The organism is Streptomyces sp. NPDC014995, assembly GCF_043080745.1.
Classification (GTDB): Bacteria; Actinomycetota; Actinomycetes; order Streptomycetales; family Streptomycetaceae; genus Streptomyces.
In genome coordinates, this window is sequence record NZ_JBIBVX010000021.1 from 160,706 (window position 1) to 178,803 (window position 18,098).

An 18,098-nucleotide genomic window follows, 5' to 3' on the forward strand; every position below is an offset into this window, starting at 1 on the left:
GCATGGCCACCGCGATCACGTCGGACCCGGCGAGATCCGGGCTGAGTCGGGCCCGGGTGAATCGGACGGCGAGGTAGGAGCCGCCGAAGACGCCCAGGATCTCTCCTTCGATGTGGTCCTCGACGGCGACCCCGGAACGGTAGGGGTCGACGCCGTCGAATCAGCCTTCCGGCTGGTCCGCAGGCCCCTCGCGGGGTACACGGTCGGACATGAGCGGCTGGTCGCCGACGCCTCTGGAGGGGTATCTGCCGATCGAGGACCACGGTCTGATCGGCGACGGCCGCGGGTGCGCCCTGGTGGGCCGCGACGGCGCGGTCAGCTTCATGTGCGTCCCCCGCTTCGACTCTCCACCCCTGTTCTGCTCCCTGCTCGACCGTCACCGGGGCGGATCCTTCCTGCTGGCACCCGACGGGCTGCGGCTGAGCCGCCAGCACTACGCCGAGGACACCGGCGTCCTCGTGACAGAACTGCGCTCGGGCACAGGCGTCGTCGAGGTCACCGACGCATTCCTCCTCCGACCAGGTGCGCAACTGGAAGTGGACGCACCGGTCGGCCGAGGTGAACTGGTCCGGCATGCCAGGGTCACGCACGGCTCCGTCGATCTCCGGGTGACGGTGCAACCGCGCGGCGAGGCCCGGGCCGAGCCCGAGACCGCCGGGTGGCGCCTGACCTGTACCCGGCAGTCCCTGAAACTCCACCTGATCGCCTCCCGTCCTCTGCCCGGCCCGCTGTGCACGGTTCCCCTGAACCAGGGAGAGGACCTCTGGCTACGCCTGCGCTGGAGCGAACGTCAGGACCCGGGATCGAGGCAATCCACCTCCAGTTGCCTCGACGACACGATCAGAGTCTGGCGCCGCTGGTCGGCACTCGTGGTTGATGACACCCCCCGCACGGAACTGGTGCGTCGCTCAGCCATCACGCTCAAGCTCCTGGACCACGTCGAAAACGGCGCCATCGTCGCGGCCCCCACCTCCTCGCTGCCCGAACGCATTGGAGGCGACCGGAACTGGGACTACCGCTACGCGTGGATCCGCGATGCCGCGTACACCGTCTTCGCCCTGCGCCGCATCGGCCTTCCCGACGAAGCCGGAGGATTCCTCCACTGGGCTCTCACCGCCGCCTGGCGGGACGGACGGCTGCGGGTCCTGTACGACGTGGATGGTCGGCCACCCCCGAGGGAAGTGATCGACGACGAACTGGAGGGCTACCGCGGTTCCGCACCTGTCCGGTGGGGGAACGCCGCCGCCGAACAGACACAGCACGACGTCTACGGAGAGATCCTCGACTGCGCCTTCCAATGGGCCGCCACGGGCAGACCGCTGAGCACCGGCCTGTGGCACCGCCTGTCCGGCCTCGCCGAGCAGGCCCGGATCGCTTGGAAGACGCCGGATCACGGTATCTGGGAGATCCGCGCCCGCGGACGCCCGTTCACGTATTCCGCAGCGATGTGCCAGGTGGCGCTCGACCGTGCCGCACGGCTGGCCACCCGCCTGGGTCTCCCGGGCAACGACATCACCTGGGCCGCGGAGGCCCGCGGCCTCACCGGACGGATCATCCGCGACGCATGGGACGAGCGCACGAACTCCCTCACCGAGCACCTCGGTGAGGGAGGAGGACTGGACGCCTCGCTACTCGCCCTGCCCCTCAGACGCGTCCTCCCCGCCGACCACCCCCGCATGGCCGCGACCACGCGGGCGATCACGGAACGCCTCGGTGCGGGCGACGGCCTGCTGTTCCGCTACCTGCCCCAGGAATCACCCGACGGGCTCAACGAACCCGAAGGGGCCTTCCTGCTGTGCAGTTTCTGGCTCGTGGACAACCTCGCCGGCCAAGGGCGCGTCGACGAAGCCTCGGCACTGTTCGACGAACTGTGCTCCTACGCCAGCCCACTCGGCTTGTTCGCCGAGCAGATCGACCCCAGCGACCACACTTTCCTCGGCAACTTCCCCCAGGCACTCAGCCATGTCGGGCTGCTCTCCAGCGCCGTCGTCCTCGGCCGCACCCAACGCGGCGTACGGCCGGAACTGTCCACGCACGCCTGGTTCCAGTAGAGAAACCGGTCGTACCTCTTCACCGACGGCGGCGCGTACCCCGTGAGTTGCGCGGCCCGCACCTCTCCGTCGATGGTGGCGATGAGGGTGTCGACTTCGTCAGGATGACGTTCGCCCTGCCGTCCCATCGGAGGGGAGAGAGATGCGGCCCGGACAACATGAAGAGGTGGCCGGCACCGCAGAGCCGTCGACGCGGCTGCGGCACGTTTACTGGATCGGCGGGGGAAGTGGTGCGGGGAAGTCCACGATCGCCCGCCGACTCGCCGACCGCCACGGTTGGCGACTCTATGCGACCGACGACGTGATGCGGGACCACGCTGCGCGGGCCACGGCCGAGGAGGCTCCCTTCCTGCACCAGTTCCTCGCCATGGACATGGACGAGCGATGGGTGAACCGGTCTCCGCACGTCATGCTGGAGACATTCCACTGGTTTCGAGGCGAAGGCTTCGGCCTGATCGTCGAAGACCTCCTTAGCCTGCCGCAGGAACCGTGCGTCATCGTCGAGGGCTTCCGGCTGCTGCCACACCTCGTGCGACCCCTGCTCGCCGCTCCCGAGCACGCTGTCTGGCTCCTTCCCACACCTGGTTTCCGGCAGGCCGCCGTCCGGAGTCGGGCCGTACACGGGGAAGGGTTCGTCCGGAGGACCAGCGATCCGGCAAGGGCCGCCCGCAACCTTGCCGAACGGGACCGGATGTTCACAACGAGCCTCCACGGGGAGGCCGAGCGTCTCCAACTGCGTACCATCCAGGTCGACACCACGATGACGGAAGACGATCTCGTCGAGCAGGTGACCACGGCGTTCCGACTCTGACGTCGCCTACCGCGACGAAGTTGGTCGGAGAGGTGCCGCCCGGCCAACGATGCGCCCAGGGTTTCCGGTTGGGGATGGGTAACCATTTGTGCCAACCACCTGTGCCGGTACTCCAACACCGCGTCGGCTCACCCTCTTCCCCCTGACAGCGGTACGCACCGACGTCCGGCAGTATGACCCTGTGACCCTCGCCCGCAGAACCTCCGACCGCGCCGCCGACACCGCCGATCCGGTACGGACCCGTCTGGCCGCGGCCGGGGTCGCGGTGGTGACCGTCAGCGCGGGGCTCGGGCTCAGGGCCGTGGCGGCGGGGAGCGTGGCGAAGTATGGCGGAGACGTGCTGTACACCGTTCTGCTTCTCACGCTCGTCGTTCTGGTGGCGCCACGGGTGACGCCCCTTACGGCCGCTGGAACCGCGGTGGCCGTCAGTTGGGCGGTCGAGTTCCTCCAACTCAGCGAGGTGCCGGCGGAACTCTCCCAACGCAGCGTCGTCGCCCGCCTCGTGCTCGGTTCGACCTTCAATCCACCCGACCTGTTCTGGTACGCAGTCGGCGGGGCGGCGGGCTGGCTCGTCCACACCGCGATGGGCTCCTTCCCGTCGCGCCCGCGTACAAGGCGCGGTTGACACCATCCGCAGGTGGCGAGCGTGACGGTGGAAGCGGGTGCCGACCGTCTTCCAGGTTGGTGCGGGCATAGGTCCGGCCGGGGGGACGGTCCCCGGCCGGGTGGCTTCTACGATCGCGCTCGCCGGTGGGCGAGAGGCTGCTGCGCATGGGCTCGTCCCCGGCTGGGCCGGCGGATACCCCGGCGCGCGGCACCCCGCACGGTGCCGCGCGGCAGGCAGGCCCCAGCGGCTCGGAGCAACCGAACACGCAGGGGTCGCGTGGGCGGGGGCAGAGGCAACCGGGTCTGCCGGGAGTAGATCTTCCAGTCTTCGTACAGGCTGGATGCGAGGACGGCAGCGAGCAGTACGAGAGGGATCACGACAGCGGATATCAATACGGCCTCTCCTTCCTGGTGCTGGTGCTGGTGCTGGTGCTGGTGCGTGGTGCTTGGTGCTTGTGTTTGTGCGTGGACGCGGCAGCCGCGCCGCGCGGTGGTCGCGGGCGGACCCGTCGGGCCGACGCTTGCCGTTCACGGGCTGCGCGGAGACCCCTGCAAGCGACCCGGCGGGGCATCCCCTGCGCTGCCTCGGCGCCGCCCTGATGCCGCTCGACACCGCGACCCGCCGCGGGCCGTGGTCGGCACTGACGCCGCCGGGCGGGAGCAGAGCACCGCTCAGCAGACGCTTACGCTCCCGCTACCGCCCGGACGGTGGTTCGGCGACTTCCGCCTGAGCGGGGCGCAGGAGCTGGTCGCCGACCCGGTAGCCGGGGCGCAGGATCGTGGTGCAGGTGGGCCGGCCGACGTGGTCGGAGGCGGTGCAGGAGACGGCCTCGTGCAGGGCGGGGTCGAAGGGATCGCCCGCCGTGCCGAAGGACCGCAGCCCCAGAGCGGCGAGTTCGGTCTCCAGTACCTCGGTGACGCGCTGGAAGCCGCCGGTGACTTCACCCTGCCTGCGGGCCTGGTCGATGGCGTCGAGGACGGGGAGGAGGCCGGCGAGCACGTTGGCCACGGCCATCTCGCCGACCGCGCGCCGGTCGCGGCGGACCCGCTTGCGGTAGAGGTCGTACTCCGACTGCACGCGCCGCAGGTCCGCTGTACGCTCGCGCAGCTGTCCCCGCAGGATGTCTGCCTCGCCGGCGGCCGTGTCGGCGTGCCGGGCGGGCTCGACGTCGCCACGGCGGCGGGGCTCCAGGCTGGTCCCCGGATCCCGCCGCCGGTCACCCTCGATGAGCGACAGCCGGTGCTCGCCGGGACGGTGAGGGTTGCTCGGGCGGGTCATCCAGCGCCCTCCTGCCGCTTGTCGTCGTCGACGATCTCCGCGTCCACGACATCCTCGTCCTGCCCGGCGGCACCTGCCTCGCCACCGCCCGCGCCGTCGGCGGCCGTCCGGCCCTGAGCCTGCGCCTGCGCGTACATCGCGGTGCCCACCTTCTGCGCCGCGGCGGTGACCTTGTCGGCGGCCTGCCGCAGGGTGGCGGTGTGGTCGCCGTCGGCCGGCTCCGCCTTCAGCGCCTCCTTCAGCTCCGCCAGAGCGCTCTCCACCTCGTCCTTCACATCGGCGGGGATCTTGTCGGCGTTGTCGGCGAGCAGCCGTTCCGTCTGGTAGGCGACCTGCTCGGCCCGGTTGCGGGTCTCGGCGGCCTCGCGCCTGCGCCGGTCCTCCTCGGCGTGCTGCTCCGCCTCGCGCATCATGCGGTCGATGTCGTCCTTGGGCAGCGAGGAGCCGCCGGTGACGGTCATGCGCTGCTCCCGGCCCGTGCCGAGGTCCTTGGCCGAGACGTGCATGATGCCGTTGGCGTCGATGTCGAAGGTGACCTCGATCTGCGGCACACCGCGCGGGGCCGGCGGCAGGCCGGTCAGCTCGAACATGCCGAGCTTCTTGTTGTACGCCGCGATCTCGCGCTCGCCCTGGTAGACCTGGATCTGCACGGACGGCTGGTTGTCCTCGGCCGTCGTGAAGGTCTCCGAACGCTTCGTCGGGATCGTCGTGTTGCGCTCGATCAGCCTGGTCATGATGCCGCCCTTGGTCTCGATGCCGAGGGACAGCGGGGTGACGTCGAGCAGCAGGACGTCCTTGACCTCACCCTTGAGCACACCGGCCTGCAGGGCTGCGCCCACGGCGACGACCTCGTCGGGGTTGACGCCCTTGTGCGGGTCCTTGCCGGTCAGCTCCCGCACCAGATCGGTCACCGCCGGCATCCTCGTCGAGCCGCCGACCAGGATGACGTGGTCGATGTCGGACACCTTGATCCGGGCGTCCTTGATCGCGTTGTGGAACGGGCCCTTGCACCGCTCCAGCAGGTCCGCGGTCAGCTGCTGGAACTGGGCGCGGGTGAGCTTCTCGTCCAGGTGCAGCGGGCCCTCGGCGGAGGCGGTGATGTACGGCAGGTTGATCGTCGTCTCGGAGGACGACGACAGCTCGATCTTCGCCCGCTCGGCGGCCTCGCGCAGCCGCTGCACGGCCATCTTGTCCTTGGCCAGGTCGACGCCGTAGTTGTTCTTGAACTGCTTGGCCAGGTGGTCGACGATCCGCTGGTCCCAGTCGTCGCCGCCCAGGTGGGTGTCGCCGTTGGTGGCCTTGACCTCGACCACGCCCTCGCCGATCTCCAGCAGGGACACGTCGAACGTGCCGCCGCCGAGGTCGAAGACCAGCACCGTCTGGTCGCTCTCCTTGTCCAGGCCGTAGGCCAGGGCGGCGGACGTGGGCTCGTTGATGATCCGCAGCACCTTCAGGCCGGCGATCTCACCGGCTTCCTTGGTCGCGGTGCGCTGGGAGTCGTTGAAGTACGCCGGAACCGTGATGACCGCATCCGTGACGTCCTCGCCGAGGTACGCCTCGGCGTCCCGCTTGAGCTTCTGCAGCACCCGCGCGGAGATCTCCTGCGCCGTGTACCGCTTGCCGTCGATGCTTCCCGAGTCCGGGAACCGCCAGTGCGCGTCACCCATGTGACGCTTGACGGAACGCACGGTGCGCTCCACGTTGGTGACGGCCTGACGCTTGGCCACCTCACCGACCAGCACCTCGCCACTCTTGGCGAAGGCGACCACCGACGGGGTGGTCCGCGCCCCTTCCGTGTTGGTGATGACCGTGGGCTCCCCGCCCTCGAGCACGCAGACCACCGAGTTCGTCGTGCCCAGGTCGATTCCCACTGCGCGTGCCATGGTCCTCTCCTCCATCTGAGTTCCAGACCCGGAGCAGATGTACCTCGCTAAGAGTCTGGATAAAGTCCACATCTCGGATTGTCAAGAAATACCCGTCCGCACCCTTTAGTGGCTTTCGTGACCGGCGGAACGCAGTCGCCCACGAGCGTGCGGTCCCAAAGCGCCCGCCGAACGCGACCGACGCCACGAGCTGAACCGGTAAGGGCCAGAGGTGGCGGGCCCGGACGACGGCGGTCGGTGCGTCGGGAAACGGATTGCCGGGCGGCAGCCGTAGGACAGCCGGGTTGCCGTCGAGGAGCGCCACGAGGAAGGCCGGAAGCCAGGACGCGGCACACGCGGGGGACGGGGCGGCGAACCACACGAGCCCCCTATGAGCCAGTTCGGACGCAAGTGGTACGGGGCCACCTGCCGCGATCGGCGCGGCAGGCAGCGCGCGTCACCCGGCTTGCCCCGCAACTCATGCCCGATGAGCGACGCGCCTGCTCTGTTTGCCCGCCTGCTCTGGTCGCCCGCCTGATCCGGGAGGCGACAGCTTCCGCTCCCCGCTCCGACACCTGAGTCACTGACTCCCCAGCCGGCCCTGGCACGGGGCTCAGGCGGAGCGCGGCGAGGACCGCAGTGCCCCGGCGCCTGCAGTACCACGGCCCGCTATGGCCACCACGAGTCCGTGCGGCGCAGCCACTGCTGCATGACGCGCCTGAGGAAGTCGCGCTCCTCCCACCCCAGGGGAAGATCCGCGAACCGGTGGTCGATGCGAGACGATGCGGAAATGAAGGGGAAGAACAGTCCCTCGGGACCGTCCGGCAAGCCGGACGCCTCGCGCTGCGCCCGGCTCGGGGGCGCCGACCTCGCGGGGGAGGTCCGCGTCCTCCGGGTGACTCGGACGGGTACCGGCTGACCAGCAGCCGCACGTGACGTCGCGCCGCTCCGCCCGGCGTCGTACGCCGCGCGTCGTCCCGGATCGCGCAGCGTGTCGTAGGCAGCGAGGACGGCGGCGAGATTTTCCGCTGCCGCCGGATCCTCCGGGCCGGCGTCGGGGTGCAGCGAACGCACCAGCCGACGGTATGCGGAGGTGATCTGCCGGGCTGAGGCGGAACGTTGGACGCCGAGGACCGCGTAGTGGTCCGGCGGCGGTTGCTTCCCGAACATCGGCCTCGCCTCCGCTCGACCTGCGCAAATCCCGAGAATCTGCTATCAGCAACGCATATAACCTTGCGTGCCCATTGTCAATATGCCTGGTCTGGGGCATACGGGCGTGATGAGAACGGTTCGTGTGCGCAGCCGTCCAAGCGCACCATTCCCCCTTTTCATCCACGACATGTGACGTGACTCCTACACCAGCTTTGCCCCCACTGCAGAGAATGGGGGCTTTCAGCCTGTCGTCGAGTCGACGGCTCGCAGAAAGGGAATCCGCCGATGTCCGAGCACGTGCACGTCCGTATCAACCAGGGCCTGGGGATCACCGAAAACGGTGAGCTCGTGGAGCACTCCTCCTGCCGCTGCGGAGCCACCTGGAGCAAGACCTACCAGGTCCCGGAAGAGGGTTCCGAGTAGGCCGAAAGCGCCCGGCGACCCGGCGGCGCGTACAGCTCAGCGATCGTCGCGCCGGCAGTCGCACATCGAAACGCTCCTTGGGTACAAACAGAGTGAGGCCCGCCTGCGAGGCCGGCATCGGAAGATCGCCACGAGCGGCAAGGGCCTCGGCACATCAGCGCGGCTGACCATCGTGGCGGCGGGACCGCCCGAGCAACGGCCCGGGCCGCCGCGGCGGAGTCGGCCTGGAATCCACCAGGGAGGAACACCATGCGCATGCAATGGGACGAGTTCCTGGCAGCGGTCCAGGAGCGGGGTGAATACGGCACACCGCAGGAGGCTGAGCGAGCGGCCCGAGTCGTGCTCGCCCTCCTGGGCGCACACCTGGTGGGCGAGGCACGTACCGAACTGGCAGGCCGGCTTCCCGAGACGTTCGCCATGGTGCTGCTCAACCCTCTCCAGGCGCACGAACCGCTCTCGCCGGAGCGGTTCATCCGGGCCACAGCGGCATGGATCGAGGGGGCCACCGAGCGGACGGCCACTTGGGATGTCAGCGCGGTGCTCAGCGTCGCGGCCGATGCCGCGGGCGAAGACCTGATGAGCAGGGTCCTCCTGCAGCTGCCTCCGGGCTATGACCTGCTCTTCGGCCGACCGAAGCTCGCTGTGCCCCGCCCCGACGAGCCGGAGCCCTCGTCAGCATCCGGGAATACGCAATGATCTCTCGGCACTCGTGCCCTGCCCAATCCGTCGAGGTGCTAGCTGCGTCTGCTCTCTGTGTTGTGTGAGGCCGTGGCAGCGCGGGAGCACCAGCAGGGGCAGGGGCAGGGGCAGGGGCAGGGGCAGGGGCAGGGGCAGGGAACAGATCTTCGCGCCAGCCGTCCGGTGGCAGGTCGGGGCGTCGTTGATCGTGCCGGTCGTCGTCAGTCGTCGTGCCTGCCGGCGCGCCGACGGGTTCACTAGGCCGCCGCTGACGCGCCGATGCCCGGCGTTCCGCAGTGGGGACGCCGGGCATCAGCAGGATGAGCGCGATCAGACGGGGCGAATGTTCTCCGCCTGCGGGCCCTTCTGGCCCTGGGTTACGTCGAACTCGACCGTCTGGCCTTCCTGGAGCTCGCGGTAACCCTGGCCGGTGATGTTGGAGTAGTGGGCGAAGACGTCGGGGCCGCCGCCCTCCTGCTCGATGAAGCCGAAGCCCTTCTCGCTGTTGAACCACTTGACTGTGCCCTTGGGCATAACCGTCTCCTTCGGGAAACCGAGCCCGCGCCCTGCGCGCTCGGGAGGTGATCGCCCTGGTCCGGAGAGGTGCTGAACAGCAAGAACGCCCGTGATGCGATCACGGGCGAACGGGACTTCGGAACCACGACTGCTGATAACAACGCTATATCGGTCTGACGCCGACCGCTACCGAAAACGCGCCGGGATCAGTCTTCCGCCCGTTGCCGTACACCGGCATCGGCCACCGTGCCCGCCGGCACGGACGGCGATCAGCGGGATCCTGTTCCGGGTCCCCGCCGGCGTCCCGTGGTGACGTACCGGAGCGGTTCGGCAGCTGGAAGACGATCTATGAGCACCATCGCCGCTGGTCAGCGGATGGCACCCGAGATCGGGTCCTCCAGGCGGTTCCAGCCGATGCCGACGCTCAGGGGCGGGTCAACGGGAGCATGGTGAGTCTGGACTCCACCTCGTGGCCGGTCAGATCCGTTGGCGAGCTGCAGCAGGGTCTCGCGGCGGTTGTCGGGGTTGGCGTCCTTTCCCCTCACCCGGTGGGGGCAGATTTTCCTCGCCCATGGCCGTGGTAGCGCGAGAGGAGCGTCGCGGCGTCGTCGTGTGGCGGCCCGGCGGCATGCCGGACCAGGTCCGCGCGCAGCGCCTCCAGGGCGCGGTGCGCGTCGGGCCCGTTCAGCAGGTGCGCGCACTCATGGAGTGGAGAGAAGCGGCGGCCGGTCTCGTCGCGCACCTCGCGGTGACGCCGTCGGTGTACAGCAGTGGCTGTTCGCCCGCTTGCAGCCCACCCCGTAGAGCTTGGCGCCCTCGCTGCTGTGGCTGATTGTCGCCCTCTTCGTGCTGAGCTACGGCGATACAGCGCAGGCCGACGCCGCACACGTCCATGACTTCTCCACCCTATGAGGTGACCTCGTCCAGGAGGTGTGGGCCGTTGTTGTCGGTCTTGTTCACGGCCGTTGAGACGGGCCGCGCGTTGAGGTGTCCGTCTGCCGGCTGGGTGAGCAGGGCACGCAGGTCGTCGGCGTTCTCCCGGTGGGGGTCGAGCCAGGCGTCGTAGTGGTCGGGGGTGAGGGCGAGCGGCATGCGGGGGTGGATGCGGCCGGCTGCGTCGGTGGCCTCGGTGGTGATGATGGCGCAGGTCATCAGCCAGGCCGCCGGATCGTCGTCGTCCTCGACGTCCGGGTCGCGCCAGTACTCGTACAGGCCGGCGAGGGCCATCACCTGCCCGTTGGCGGGGTGGATGAAGTACGGCTGCTTGCGGGTCCTGCCGGTCCTGTCGTTCTTGAGCGGCTGCCACTCGTAGAAGCCGTCGGCCGGGAGCAGGCAGCGGCGTCGGGCGAAGGCGCGGCGGTAGGCGGGCTTCTCGTGCACGGTCTCCACCCGAGCGTTGATCATCCGGGAGCCGATCTTGGGGTCTTTCGCCCAGGAGGGCACCAGGCCCCATCGCAGCGGCCGCAGTTCCCTGCGCGCCGACCCGCCGTCGTCGTCCTCTCGTGGGGTGCGTTCGAGGACTGCGTACACGTCGTCGGTGGGGGCGACGTTCCAGCTTGGTGCCAGTGTCTCGTCGGGGCGCCAGTCGGTGACGTGGAAGAGCCCGGAGAGGTCCTGCGGACTGCGGGTGGAGACGTAGCGGCCGCACATATCGCCACTGTGCCACGCACCTGGCCGAGTTGGCGGATCCGGTTTCGTGGGCGACAGCGGCTTCTGGCTCGCTGTCCGTGACGGAGCCACCGTGGGTGAACGGCTGCTGTGCCGAGGGTTGCCTGAGCTGCCGGCTTCGCCGCGCACGATGACCCGGCAAGCACTGCACCGTCTCCTGCAACGTGGACCGATGGCGCCATCAACGGCCCGATGCCACCCCGGTCACCGGGCCTTCGCCGCGGTTTTGCGGTCAGTGGGGGCGGCTCGATCGGCGTCTCCGTCGGTCAGTGAGACCCGCCTGAGCGGCTGGAGCAGCGGTGGGAGCGGGTCTCATCCAGAATGACCGGAATGAGACGTACATCCTCGTTCGGCGGACGCGTGATAGCGGTGCGCCACTCCTCCGTATTGACCCAGGCTGATGCCGCGGCGTCGGCTGACCGGAAGACCATGACGGTGTCGACCACCCCCGGTGCTTCGTCGACCTTGCCGGGAACCGACTCTCCCGGCTGGAACTCCCAGGAGCCGAGCCACGCGTCGACGCCGATCAGTGCACCCGACCACAGCGCCGGGCACGCCGTCGCCACCCCCGACCATGACGGCGACCACGACTGGTCGGTGGGGCGTGGTCGCCGCCCGCAGCGCTACGAGCCGGGCTTCCGGCGCAGGCCCGGGAAACAGGGCAGCCGACCGTGCCGCTGCCGGGCGTGCGCCGGTCCGCGGAGGGGTTTCGCGCCATGATGGAGACGTACGACAGCGCATGCGGCCGCGCGGTGCCCCACCGCACGTGCGGCGAGGGGTGATCCGTTCATGGAGCTGACCCTGGTGGTTCTGATCATCATCGTCGGGCTGACCTTCGACTTCACCAACGGCTTCCACGACGCCGCGAACGCGATCGCCACCTCCATCTCCACCAGAGCCCTCACTCCCCGCGTGGCGCTGGCCATGGCCGCCGTGATGAACTTCTTCGGCGCCTTCCTGGGCACCGAGGTCGCCAAGACCGTCGGCAGCGGCATCATCGCCGCGCCCGAGGATTTCTCCGGCCTGCTGCTGGTGATGAGCGCGCTCATCGGCGCGATCGGCTGGAACGTATTCACCTGGTGGCGGGGACTGCCGACCTCGTCCTCCCACGCGTTGATCGGCGGACTGGTCGGTGCCGCACTCGCCGCCTCGGCCACCGTGCACTGGACCGGCATCGTGGACAAGGTCCTGCTGCCCATGCTGCTGTCCCCACTGGTCGGCATCGTCCTCGGCTACACGCTGCACACGATCATCCTGTGGGCGTTCCGCCGCGCTGCTCCACGCCCCACCACCCGCCGCTTCCGCGTGGCGCAGAGCGTCTCAGCCGCCGCCATGGGCCTCGGCCACGGGCTGCAGGACGCGCAGAAGACCATGGGCGTGATCGTGCTCGCCCTGGTGACGGCGGGCTGGCAGGACGACTTCTCCGTACCCCTCTGGGTGATCGCCGCGGTGGCCGCGGCCATGGCCGCGGGCACCTACAGCGGCGGGCGCCGCATCATCACCACCCTGGGCCGGCGCATCGTCCACCTCGACCCGCCGCGAGGATTCGCTGCCGAGACCGCCGCCGCGGCTGTCCTCTACACCACCGCGTTCGTGGTCAAGGCCCCGATCTCCACCACTCAGACGATCACCGCGGCCATCCTGGGCGCCGGCGCCACCCGGCGGGCATCGGCCGTACGCTGGCAGGTAGCCCGCTCCATCGTCACCGCGTGGATCCTCACCTTCCCGGGAGCGGGGGTGCCCGCCGCGGCGATGTACCTCATCCTGCACGCAGCCACCGGTCTGTGACCCTCGCAGGAGGCCGATCATGCCTGCCACGCCCGACCCCCGACCGCCCGAGGCGCTGAGAGCCGGGCTTCCCGATGGCCTGCCGACACCCGGCCGCTTCGCCCACCTGCACCCCGACGACGGAGCCTGCCTGATGGAGGCCGCCGCCCTGCTGGCCACCGGCCGCTTCACCGACAGTCCACCCGGCTCCAATCCGGTGCTGGCCGCCCTCGCCCGCGCGGTCAACGACAGCGTCAGCGAGCCCACCCGCCGCGCTCTGTGGCCGTTGGCCGCCGACCTCGCCGGCGCGCGTCCCGTCGACCGGACCTACTCGCCCCTGCTGATCGGCGCGGTCGTGGACGCAGCCCGTCGGCTGCGGCCCGGATCCCGGCGCCTGAAGCGACGCGGTACGGTGTGCCGCGCTCGGGCCGACCGGCTCGCCCACGCACGTACCCCTGAGGCACTGGCCCGCATCGCCGACCTGCTGTGGTGGCGCGGTCCGGGCCACCACCACCTCGAACACGCCCTCCGCGTCCTGAGCGCCGCGCCAGACGCCGACCTGCGCCTGTCACAGCTCCTGCGTCAGGCCGTGGTCGACGCACGGGCGACGACATCCGGCCCCTCCGTGACGACGGGTGGCCCGCCCGGTCGTTCTCCCGCACGTGCAGGCCGCCCGTGAAAGCACCAGATGGTGCCCGGCCGGCCCGGACTGTTGTCAGCGGGCCGGCGGCCGATGGAGCCGTGCCCGCCCGGGTCGGTCACTCCGATTACCGCGCGCAGGATCCGCTGGTGCGGCCCGGTGGCGACATCACTGTCCGAGCGATGTCGCCACCGGGCGCGGTCGATCGATCTGGTCAGCGCGTGGCCCACCCGGCGTAACCCGAGCCCGATGACCCTGCGCCACCGGCCCCAGCGACTGGAGCGCGGGGCTCGGCGGCGAGGCGGGCGGCCGGGCTGCCCGAGCCGGGCGTGCCATCGGTGCCGCGCTGCGTGGGGGAGAAGGTCACCAATAGTGTCGGCGGCCGGCGACCGCGTGTCCCATGGAGCCCAGGATCCACAGAACCGCGCCGATGACCACGAGGATGATCCCGATCGTCCACAGGATCGATATGCCGGTCACGAGGCCGACAATCAGCAGGATGATGCCGAGGAGGAGCATGACCGCCTCCGGTACGGAGTAGTGCTGCTTTCACTGTGGACCCCTGCGCCGCAATAGGGAAGCGTTGCCGCGCAGCTCCTCCACCCGGAGTTCGCGGAGGTCGGTGGCGCGGCGGGGGCGCCTTGAGGCCGTGGACGCGGCGGACGCCCGCCCGCGGTTACGGCACGGGGCCGCCCCACGACAGGTGGGCGGTCCCGTGCCCTCGGGGTGCAGCCGACGATGAGGGGGTTGCAGCCGTGTCACCGCGGCCGTCAGCCAGGTTGCGGGGGGACGACTCACGTCGGCTGCTCCGAATGTGATCCGTTCACCAGTGCCCGAGGTGCGCCCTCTCTCGGGGTGGGCAACAGTGGACGCAGTGCCCATGCGCTGCTGTCCTCGCTGCCCACCGAAAGGAAGTAACCAGATGTCGCAACGCAATACCATCATGCGCAGCCTGCACGACCTGGGGCTCGCCGCATGGTTCGGCGGATCCTTGATGGGCGCCGTAGGCCTCAACGGCGCGGCACGAGCCGAAGGTGGAACGCCGGCGACCACCGCACGGGTGTCCAGCTCCGGTTGGGCGAAGTGGGCGCCGGTGAACGCCGCCGCCATCGGCGCCCACCTGGTCGGCAGTAGTGGCCTGCTCGCGGCGAACGCGGCCCGGGTTGCCACCCAGCAGGGAGTGGCCGCCTCCACCGTGGCCAAGACCGTCATGACCGGAGCTGCCCTGGCGGCCACCGCTTACAGCCGGGTGCTGGGCAAGAAGATCGAGCTGGCATCCTCCACCGACCCGGAGGACAGCGAAAAGGCCCGCGAGCACCCCGTCGACACGGAACAGGCGCAGCGGCAACTCGCCTTCCTGCAGTGGACGATCCCGGCGCTGACAGGCGGCATGCTCATCCTCAACGCGCTGCACGGAGAACAGCAGCGCCCCGAGGAGCAGGCCCGGGGGATGTGGCAGCGGGCCATGAGCAGGGCACCGCACCTGCCTGAGATGCCGCACATGCCGCACATGCCCCCCATGCCGGACTGGCGCTGGATGCAGCACTGACGATCCCGGGTTTCCCGACCGCTGCACGCGGGCCGGTGACGACTCGACCGCCGGCGCAGTGCACCCGGAAGCGGCAGCCTCGAGGCTGCTGATGGGCTTCGGGCTCGCCAGGACTCCCCGACGCAGGAAGCGGCCGGCACCGTCCCACCCGGCGGCCGCAAGGCCATCCTCGCCCGCACTGGCAGCGGCGGCAGCAGCACGACCATCCTGCGCAGCGACACCGCCCAGCTCCTGCACCATGGCGCCGACGCCCTGGTCCTCACCAAGCGGATCTCCCACCCGTGGGCGCGCGAGCTGCCCACGGGGACCTACCCGCGCCGACGTCGCCACCTCTGCCCGGCTTGTCGGCGGCGGCCGTTCCGCAGTGCGGTTGCTCGCGCCGGCCGAACGACTCGGTCTCACGCGGGAGTTGTGGCTGTGAGGGTGGGTAGTTGGTGTGTCGGGTGGTGTGTCGGTCGGCTGGGGTGTTGATGGCTGGCTGAGAGCGGGGGTGTCTGGGGCGGGGGAGACGGGAACGGCGCTTGATGTGCTGCAACTGGTGGCGGGAACGGGGGAGTGCGGTGTCGTTCGTGCCAGCTGTCGTGGCGTGGCGGTAGTCCCGGCAGAAGCGGCCGCGGGTGGAGATCCGCCGCGGGGACACGGTCGTCGTACTCAAGCTGCGCGCTTCGACCAGCCTGACGATCACTCAGATCTGTACAACCCGCGGGGAGTGATGAGGGTCATAGCTTCCAAGACGACGACGGGACTCCTCGTCCACCAGGGGGCTGACATGACCGTCCGCAGTATTAGACACACCTCGCTCACGATCGGGACCGCCGTCGCGCTGGCGGTCGGCGGTCTTGGTCTGTCCCCGGCGCCCGCCGCGGCCTCGCCGGGTGCGCCGCGAGTGGCCGACGACGAGATTGTGTTCCCGCTCGGCACCCGGGGCGACCTCAACGCGTACATCGAGAGCCTCGCGCTCGGCGGCGGGAAGCTCAGCGTGCTGGGGACGGCCGACCCGGAGTCGAACCGCGGGCTGTGGGAGTTCGACCTCCCGGCCGTCGGCACCCCGCAGCCGGGGCCCCGGCAGCTCGCGGCCTCCCAGGTCTGGACGAACTACCCGTGCGAGGGCGTCGACCCCGCGGAGTACACGTGCAGCGATTTCTACTCCCAGCTGTGGGCGCTCGGCGACGGCCGGGTCGCCTTCATGACGCCGTTCGGGAGCCAGGAGGCCCTCGGCGGCGGGGCGCCCAGGAGCGAGCTGGGGCTCGGCCCCTTCCACTGGCAGTCCCCGGACCATGTGGTGGCGGCCGGCGGTTCGTACGTTGCGGTCAACGACAGGGGCGTGCAGCGCATCGGCTCCTTCGACCCGGGCGTGCCCTACCCGGGGCAGGTCCACACGCGGTCGGTCACGGCGGTGTCCATCTGGGGTACGAAGATCTGGAAGCCGGGCAGCACCGCCGGCACGGTCAACTCCTACGACCTGGTCACCAAGGCGAGCTCGGCGAACGTGACGCTCGGCTCCGGCTGCGTCCCCGACGACCTGCAGGCGGTCGGGCGGTGGCTGTACTGGCGCTGCTCCGCGTCGGACAGGGCCGGGGTGTGGGACCACGGCACCGGCAGGAACATCCCCGTCCCCGGTGCGCTGCCCGCCAAGGTCGGCGACGGCTATCTGGTCCAACAGTCCGAGGACGGGCGGACGGTGACGCTCACCGACTTCCACCTCGGCGGGGGCCACCCGGCCGCCACCACCCCCTTCTTCACGGTCCCCGAGGAGGGGTGGACCGGCATGCTGACCGTCGACCGGTACGGCGGCCATGTGGCCTACGTCGACGGCGAGTGGATGATCCACATCCGTCCGGTGACGGTGCCGCGGTCCCGGATCAGCCTGTTCGACTGGCGCGCGGACTCCACGGTGGACCTGCGCAAGGCGAGCGACCGCCTGTGGGAGGGCACCTGGCGGCTCACCCGCCCGCCCGCGTCCTGGAAGCTCACCATCAAGGACGCGTACGGCACCCCCGTCCGCACCCTCAGCGGCAGCTCCCACGAAGGCGCCGCCGTCCGCGCCGCCTGGGACGGCAAGGACGAGGCGGGCGAGAAGGCGGTGAGCGGCCGCTACCACTGGACCATGACCGTGGACCCGGGCGACGGCGGCGCGGTCCGCACCCTCCCGGCCGGGAGCTTCTGGCTTGCCGGCGGCCGATCCGCGTTCCGTGACGCCGACACCGACGGCTACGGCGAGCTGTACACGATGACCAGCGGCGGCCTGCTCGAGGCCCACCGGTTCGCCGACGGCAGACCGACCAACTCCCGCGGCTGGTCGGGCTGGAACCCGGGCACCCGCTTCCTCCCCGTCGGCGACATGACCGGCGACGGCTGCTCCGACATGCTCAGCAGGACCACCGACGGCAAGCTCCACCGGTACTCCGGCGGCTGCACCGGCGTCTTCCTGCCCGACGCCGAGAGCACGCTGGTCGGCTCCGGCTGGAGCGGCTTCGACACCGTCGTCGCCGCCGACGACTTCACCGGCGACCACCGCCCCGACCTGCTGGCCCGGCAGGCCACGACCGGCTACCTCTACCTGTACAAGTCCAACGTCCACGGCCTGCTGGACCCGGGTGTGCGCGTCGGCACCGGATGGAAGGGCTACACCATCGTCGGCGCCGCCGACGTGACCGGCGACGGCATCGGCGACCTCATCGCGCGGGACGCCGGCGGCGAGCTGTGGCGCTACGACGGCAACGGCACGGGCGGCTTCAAGCCCCGGGCGCTGGTGTTCCGGGACTGGGGCGCCGGCCGCAACGCGATCATCACGGTCGGCGATGTGACCGGCGACGGTTTCCCCGACCTCGTCTCCCGTACCACCGACGGCAAGCTGCTGCGGAACAAGGGCTGGGGCGACGGCACTTTCAGCGCCACCTACACCCTCGCGTCCGGCTGGCAGACGTATCGCTCACTGTTCTGAGGCGGCACTGATCCGACTGGATACGCGTACCTGCCACCTCCGGTCGGATCCCGGCCCGCGCCCGGGCCGTGCTGCGGGCGCGGGCGCTCCCGGGGCTGTGGGGGCGTCATTCCGTAGCCCGTCGACGGATCGGCCGACCCAGATGCCCTCGG

At 70.3% G+C, this 18,098-nt stretch carries 16 protein-coding genes and 1 pseudogene; 10 read left to right on the plus strand and 7 right to left on the minus strand.

All coding sequences use genetic code 11. The features are described from left to right. The first annotated feature begins 209 nt into the window (after nt 1-209). The 3 genes from ACF1A1_RS34285 to ACF1A1_RS34295 all read left to right on the plus strand — a co-directional run bounded on the left by ACF1A1_RS34285 (nt 210) and on the right by ACF1A1_RS34295 (nt 3,487). Nucleotides 210-2,051: a glycoside hydrolase family 15 protein gene (locus ACF1A1_RS34285; RefSeq protein WP_392005265.1), complete on the plus strand. Its 1,842-nt coding sequence runs from the start codon at nt 210-212 to the stop codon at nt 2,049-2,051. A gap of 166 nt (nt 2,052-2,217) precedes the next feature. Then, a complete protein-coding gene (locus ACF1A1_RS34290; protein ID WP_392005266.1) occupies nt 2,218-2,862 on the plus strand; it encodes a hypothetical protein in 645 nt (214 codons plus the stop codon). 181 nt (nt 2,863-3,043) lie between these two features. After that, entirely contained in the window at nt 3,044-3,487 is a 444-nt protein-coding gene (locus ACF1A1_RS34295; RefSeq protein WP_392005268.1) for a DUF2809 domain-containing protein, read from the plus strand. Nucleotides 3,488-4,162: 675 nt separating this feature from the next. Here the strand turns inward: ACF1A1_RS34295 and grpE are convergent. The 3 genes from grpE to ACF1A1_RS34310 form a co-directional block, all read right to left on the minus strand. After that, a complete protein-coding gene (gene grpE / locus ACF1A1_RS34300) occupies nt 4,163-4,747 on the minus strand; it encodes a nucleotide exchange factor GrpE (RefSeq protein WP_392005270.1) in 585 nt (194 codons plus the stop codon). Continuing rightward, the gene (gene dnaK / locus ACF1A1_RS34305) at nt 4,744-6,630 is read right to left on the minus strand and encodes a molecular chaperone DnaK (RefSeq protein ID WP_392005272.1); all 1,887 of its coding nucleotides are present in this window, start codon (nt 6,628-6,630) and stop codon (nt 4,744-4,746) included. Before dnaK ends, grpE begins: the two co-directional genes overlap by 4 nt. Before the next feature lie 648 nt (nt 6,631-7,278). After that, nucleotides 7,279-7,779, minus strand: coding sequence for a J domain-containing protein (locus tag ACF1A1_RS34310; protein WP_392005274.1), 501 nt, complete (start codon nt 7,777-7,779; stop codon nt 7,279-7,281). 267 nt (nt 7,780-8,046) lie between these two features. Here ACF1A1_RS34310 and ACF1A1_RS34315 point away from each other — a divergent pair, with 267 nt between their 5' ends. Beyond that, nucleotides 8,047-8,184, plus strand: a complete 138-nt coding sequence (locus ACF1A1_RS34315; protein WP_392005276.1) for a hypothetical protein — start codon at nt 8,047-8,049, stop codon at nt 8,182-8,184. Nucleotides 8,185-8,433: 249 nt separating this feature from the next. Then, on the plus strand, nt 8,434-8,880 hold the full coding sequence (locus ACF1A1_RS34320; RefSeq protein ID WP_392005278.1) for a DUF2267 domain-containing protein: 447 nt from the start codon (nt 8,434-8,436) through the stop codon (nt 8,878-8,880). A 312-nt stretch (nt 8,881-9,192) separates the two neighbouring features. Here ACF1A1_RS34320 and ACF1A1_RS34325 read toward each other — a convergent pair whose 3' ends face one another. Beyond that, nucleotides 9,193-9,396, minus strand: a complete 204-nt coding sequence (locus tag ACF1A1_RS34325) for a cold-shock protein (protein WP_392005279.1) — start codon at nt 9,394-9,396, stop codon at nt 9,193-9,195. Between the two features lie 241 nt (nt 9,397-9,637). Here ACF1A1_RS34325 and ACF1A1_RS34330 point away from each other — a divergent pair. Beyond that, a pseudogene (locus ACF1A1_RS34330) lies at nt 9,638-9,848 on the plus strand (transposase); the annotation flags it as partial. A 436-nt stretch (nt 9,849-10,284) separates the two neighbouring features. Here ACF1A1_RS34330 and ACF1A1_RS34335 read toward each other — a convergent pair. Continuing rightward, nucleotides 10,285-11,028, minus strand: coding sequence for an SOS response-associated peptidase (locus ACF1A1_RS34335; protein WP_392005281.1), 744 nt, complete (start codon nt 11,026-11,028; stop codon nt 10,285-10,287). Between the two features lie 284 nt (nt 11,029-11,312). Further along, nucleotides 11,313-11,612 carry a toll/interleukin-1 receptor domain-containing protein gene (locus ACF1A1_RS34340; RefSeq protein ID WP_392005283.1) on the minus strand — a complete coding sequence of 100 codons (300 nt, stop codon included), beginning with the start codon at nt 11,610-11,612 and terminating at the stop codon, nt 11,313-11,315. A 223-nt stretch (nt 11,613-11,835) separates the two neighbouring features. Between ACF1A1_RS34340 and ACF1A1_RS34345 the strand changes: the two genes are divergently transcribed. Then, nucleotides 11,836-12,834: an anion permease gene (locus ACF1A1_RS34345; protein ID WP_392005285.1), complete on the plus strand. Its 999-nt coding sequence runs from the start codon at nt 11,836-11,838 to the stop codon at nt 12,832-12,834. Between the two features lie 19 nt (nt 12,835-12,853). Then, nucleotides 12,854-13,492: a hypothetical protein gene (locus tag ACF1A1_RS34350; protein WP_392005287.1), complete on the plus strand. Its 639-nt coding sequence runs from the start codon at nt 12,854-12,856 to the stop codon at nt 13,490-13,492. Between the two features lie 324 nt (nt 13,493-13,816). On the opposite strand, the gene ACF1A1_RS34355 is transcribed toward ACF1A1_RS34350, so the two are convergent. Then, nucleotides 13,817-13,972 carry a DUF6131 family protein gene (locus tag ACF1A1_RS34355; protein WP_392005289.1) on the minus strand — a complete coding sequence of 52 codons (156 nt, stop codon included), beginning with the start codon at nt 13,970-13,972 and terminating at the stop codon, nt 13,817-13,819. A gap of 403 nt (nt 13,973-14,375) precedes the next feature. On the opposite strand from ACF1A1_RS34355, the gene ACF1A1_RS34360 reads away from it, so the two are divergent. Continuing rightward, the gene (locus ACF1A1_RS34360) at nt 14,376-15,002 is read left to right on the plus strand and encodes a hypothetical protein (RefSeq protein ID WP_392005291.1); all 627 of its coding nucleotides are present in this window, start codon (nt 14,376-14,378) and stop codon (nt 15,000-15,002) included. 712 nt (nt 15,003-15,714) lie between these two features. Then, nucleotides 15,715-17,946: an FG-GAP-like repeat-containing protein gene (locus tag ACF1A1_RS34365; protein ID WP_392005293.1), complete on the plus strand. Its 2,232-nt coding sequence runs from the start codon at nt 15,715-15,717 to the stop codon at nt 17,944-17,946. The last annotated feature ends 152 nt before the right edge of the window (nt 17,947-18,098 follow it).

Excerpts from the sequence above, each read along its gene's own strand:
- ACF1A1_RS34360 (WP_392005291.1), top strand. The coding sequence starts at position 14,376 with ATGTCGCAACGCAATACCATCATGCGCAGCCTGCACGACCTGGGGCTC.
- ACF1A1_RS34285 (WP_392005265.1), top strand. The coding sequence starts at position 210 with ATGAGCGGCTGGTCGCCGACGCCTCTGGAGGGGTATCTGCCGATCGAG.
- grpE (WP_392005270.1), bottom strand. The coding sequence starts at position 4,747 with ATGACCCGCCCGAGCAACCCTCACCGTCCCGGCGAGCACCGGCTGTCG.
- ACF1A1_RS34315 (WP_392005276.1), top strand. The coding sequence starts at position 8,047 with ATGTCCGAGCACGTGCACGTCCGTATCAACCAGGGCCTGGGGATCACC.
- ACF1A1_RS34310 (WP_392005274.1), bottom strand. The coding sequence starts at position 7,779 with ATGTTCGGGAAGCAACCGCCGCCGGACCACTACGCGGTCCTCGGCGTC.
- ACF1A1_RS34355 (WP_392005289.1), bottom strand. The coding sequence starts at position 13,972 with ATGCTCCTCCTCGGCATCATCCTGCTGATTGTCGGCCTCGTGACCGGC.
- ACF1A1_RS34335 (WP_392005281.1), bottom strand. The coding sequence starts at position 11,028 with ATGTGCGGCCGCTACGTCTCCACCCGCAGTCCGCAGGACCTCTCCGGG.
- ACF1A1_RS34345 (WP_392005285.1), top strand. The coding sequence starts at position 11,836 with ATGGAGCTGACCCTGGTGGTTCTGATCATCATCGTCGGGCTGACCTTC.
- ACF1A1_RS34325 (WP_392005279.1), bottom strand. The coding sequence starts at position 9,396 with ATGCCCAAGGGCACAGTCAAGTGGTTCAACAGCGAGAAGGGCTTCGGC.
- ACF1A1_RS34320 (WP_392005278.1), top strand. The coding sequence starts at position 8,434 with ATGCGCATGCAATGGGACGAGTTCCTGGCAGCGGTCCAGGAGCGGGGT.
- ACF1A1_RS34350 (WP_392005287.1), top strand. The coding sequence starts at position 12,854 with ATGCCTGCCACGCCCGACCCCCGACCGCCCGAGGCGCTGAGAGCCGGG.
- ACF1A1_RS34365 (WP_392005293.1), top strand. The coding sequence starts at position 15,715 with ATGAGGGTCATAGCTTCCAAGACGACGACGGGACTCCTCGTCCACCAG.
- dnaK (WP_392005272.1), bottom strand. The coding sequence starts at position 6,630 with ATGGCACGCGCAGTGGGAATCGACCTGGGCACGACGAACTCGGTGGTC.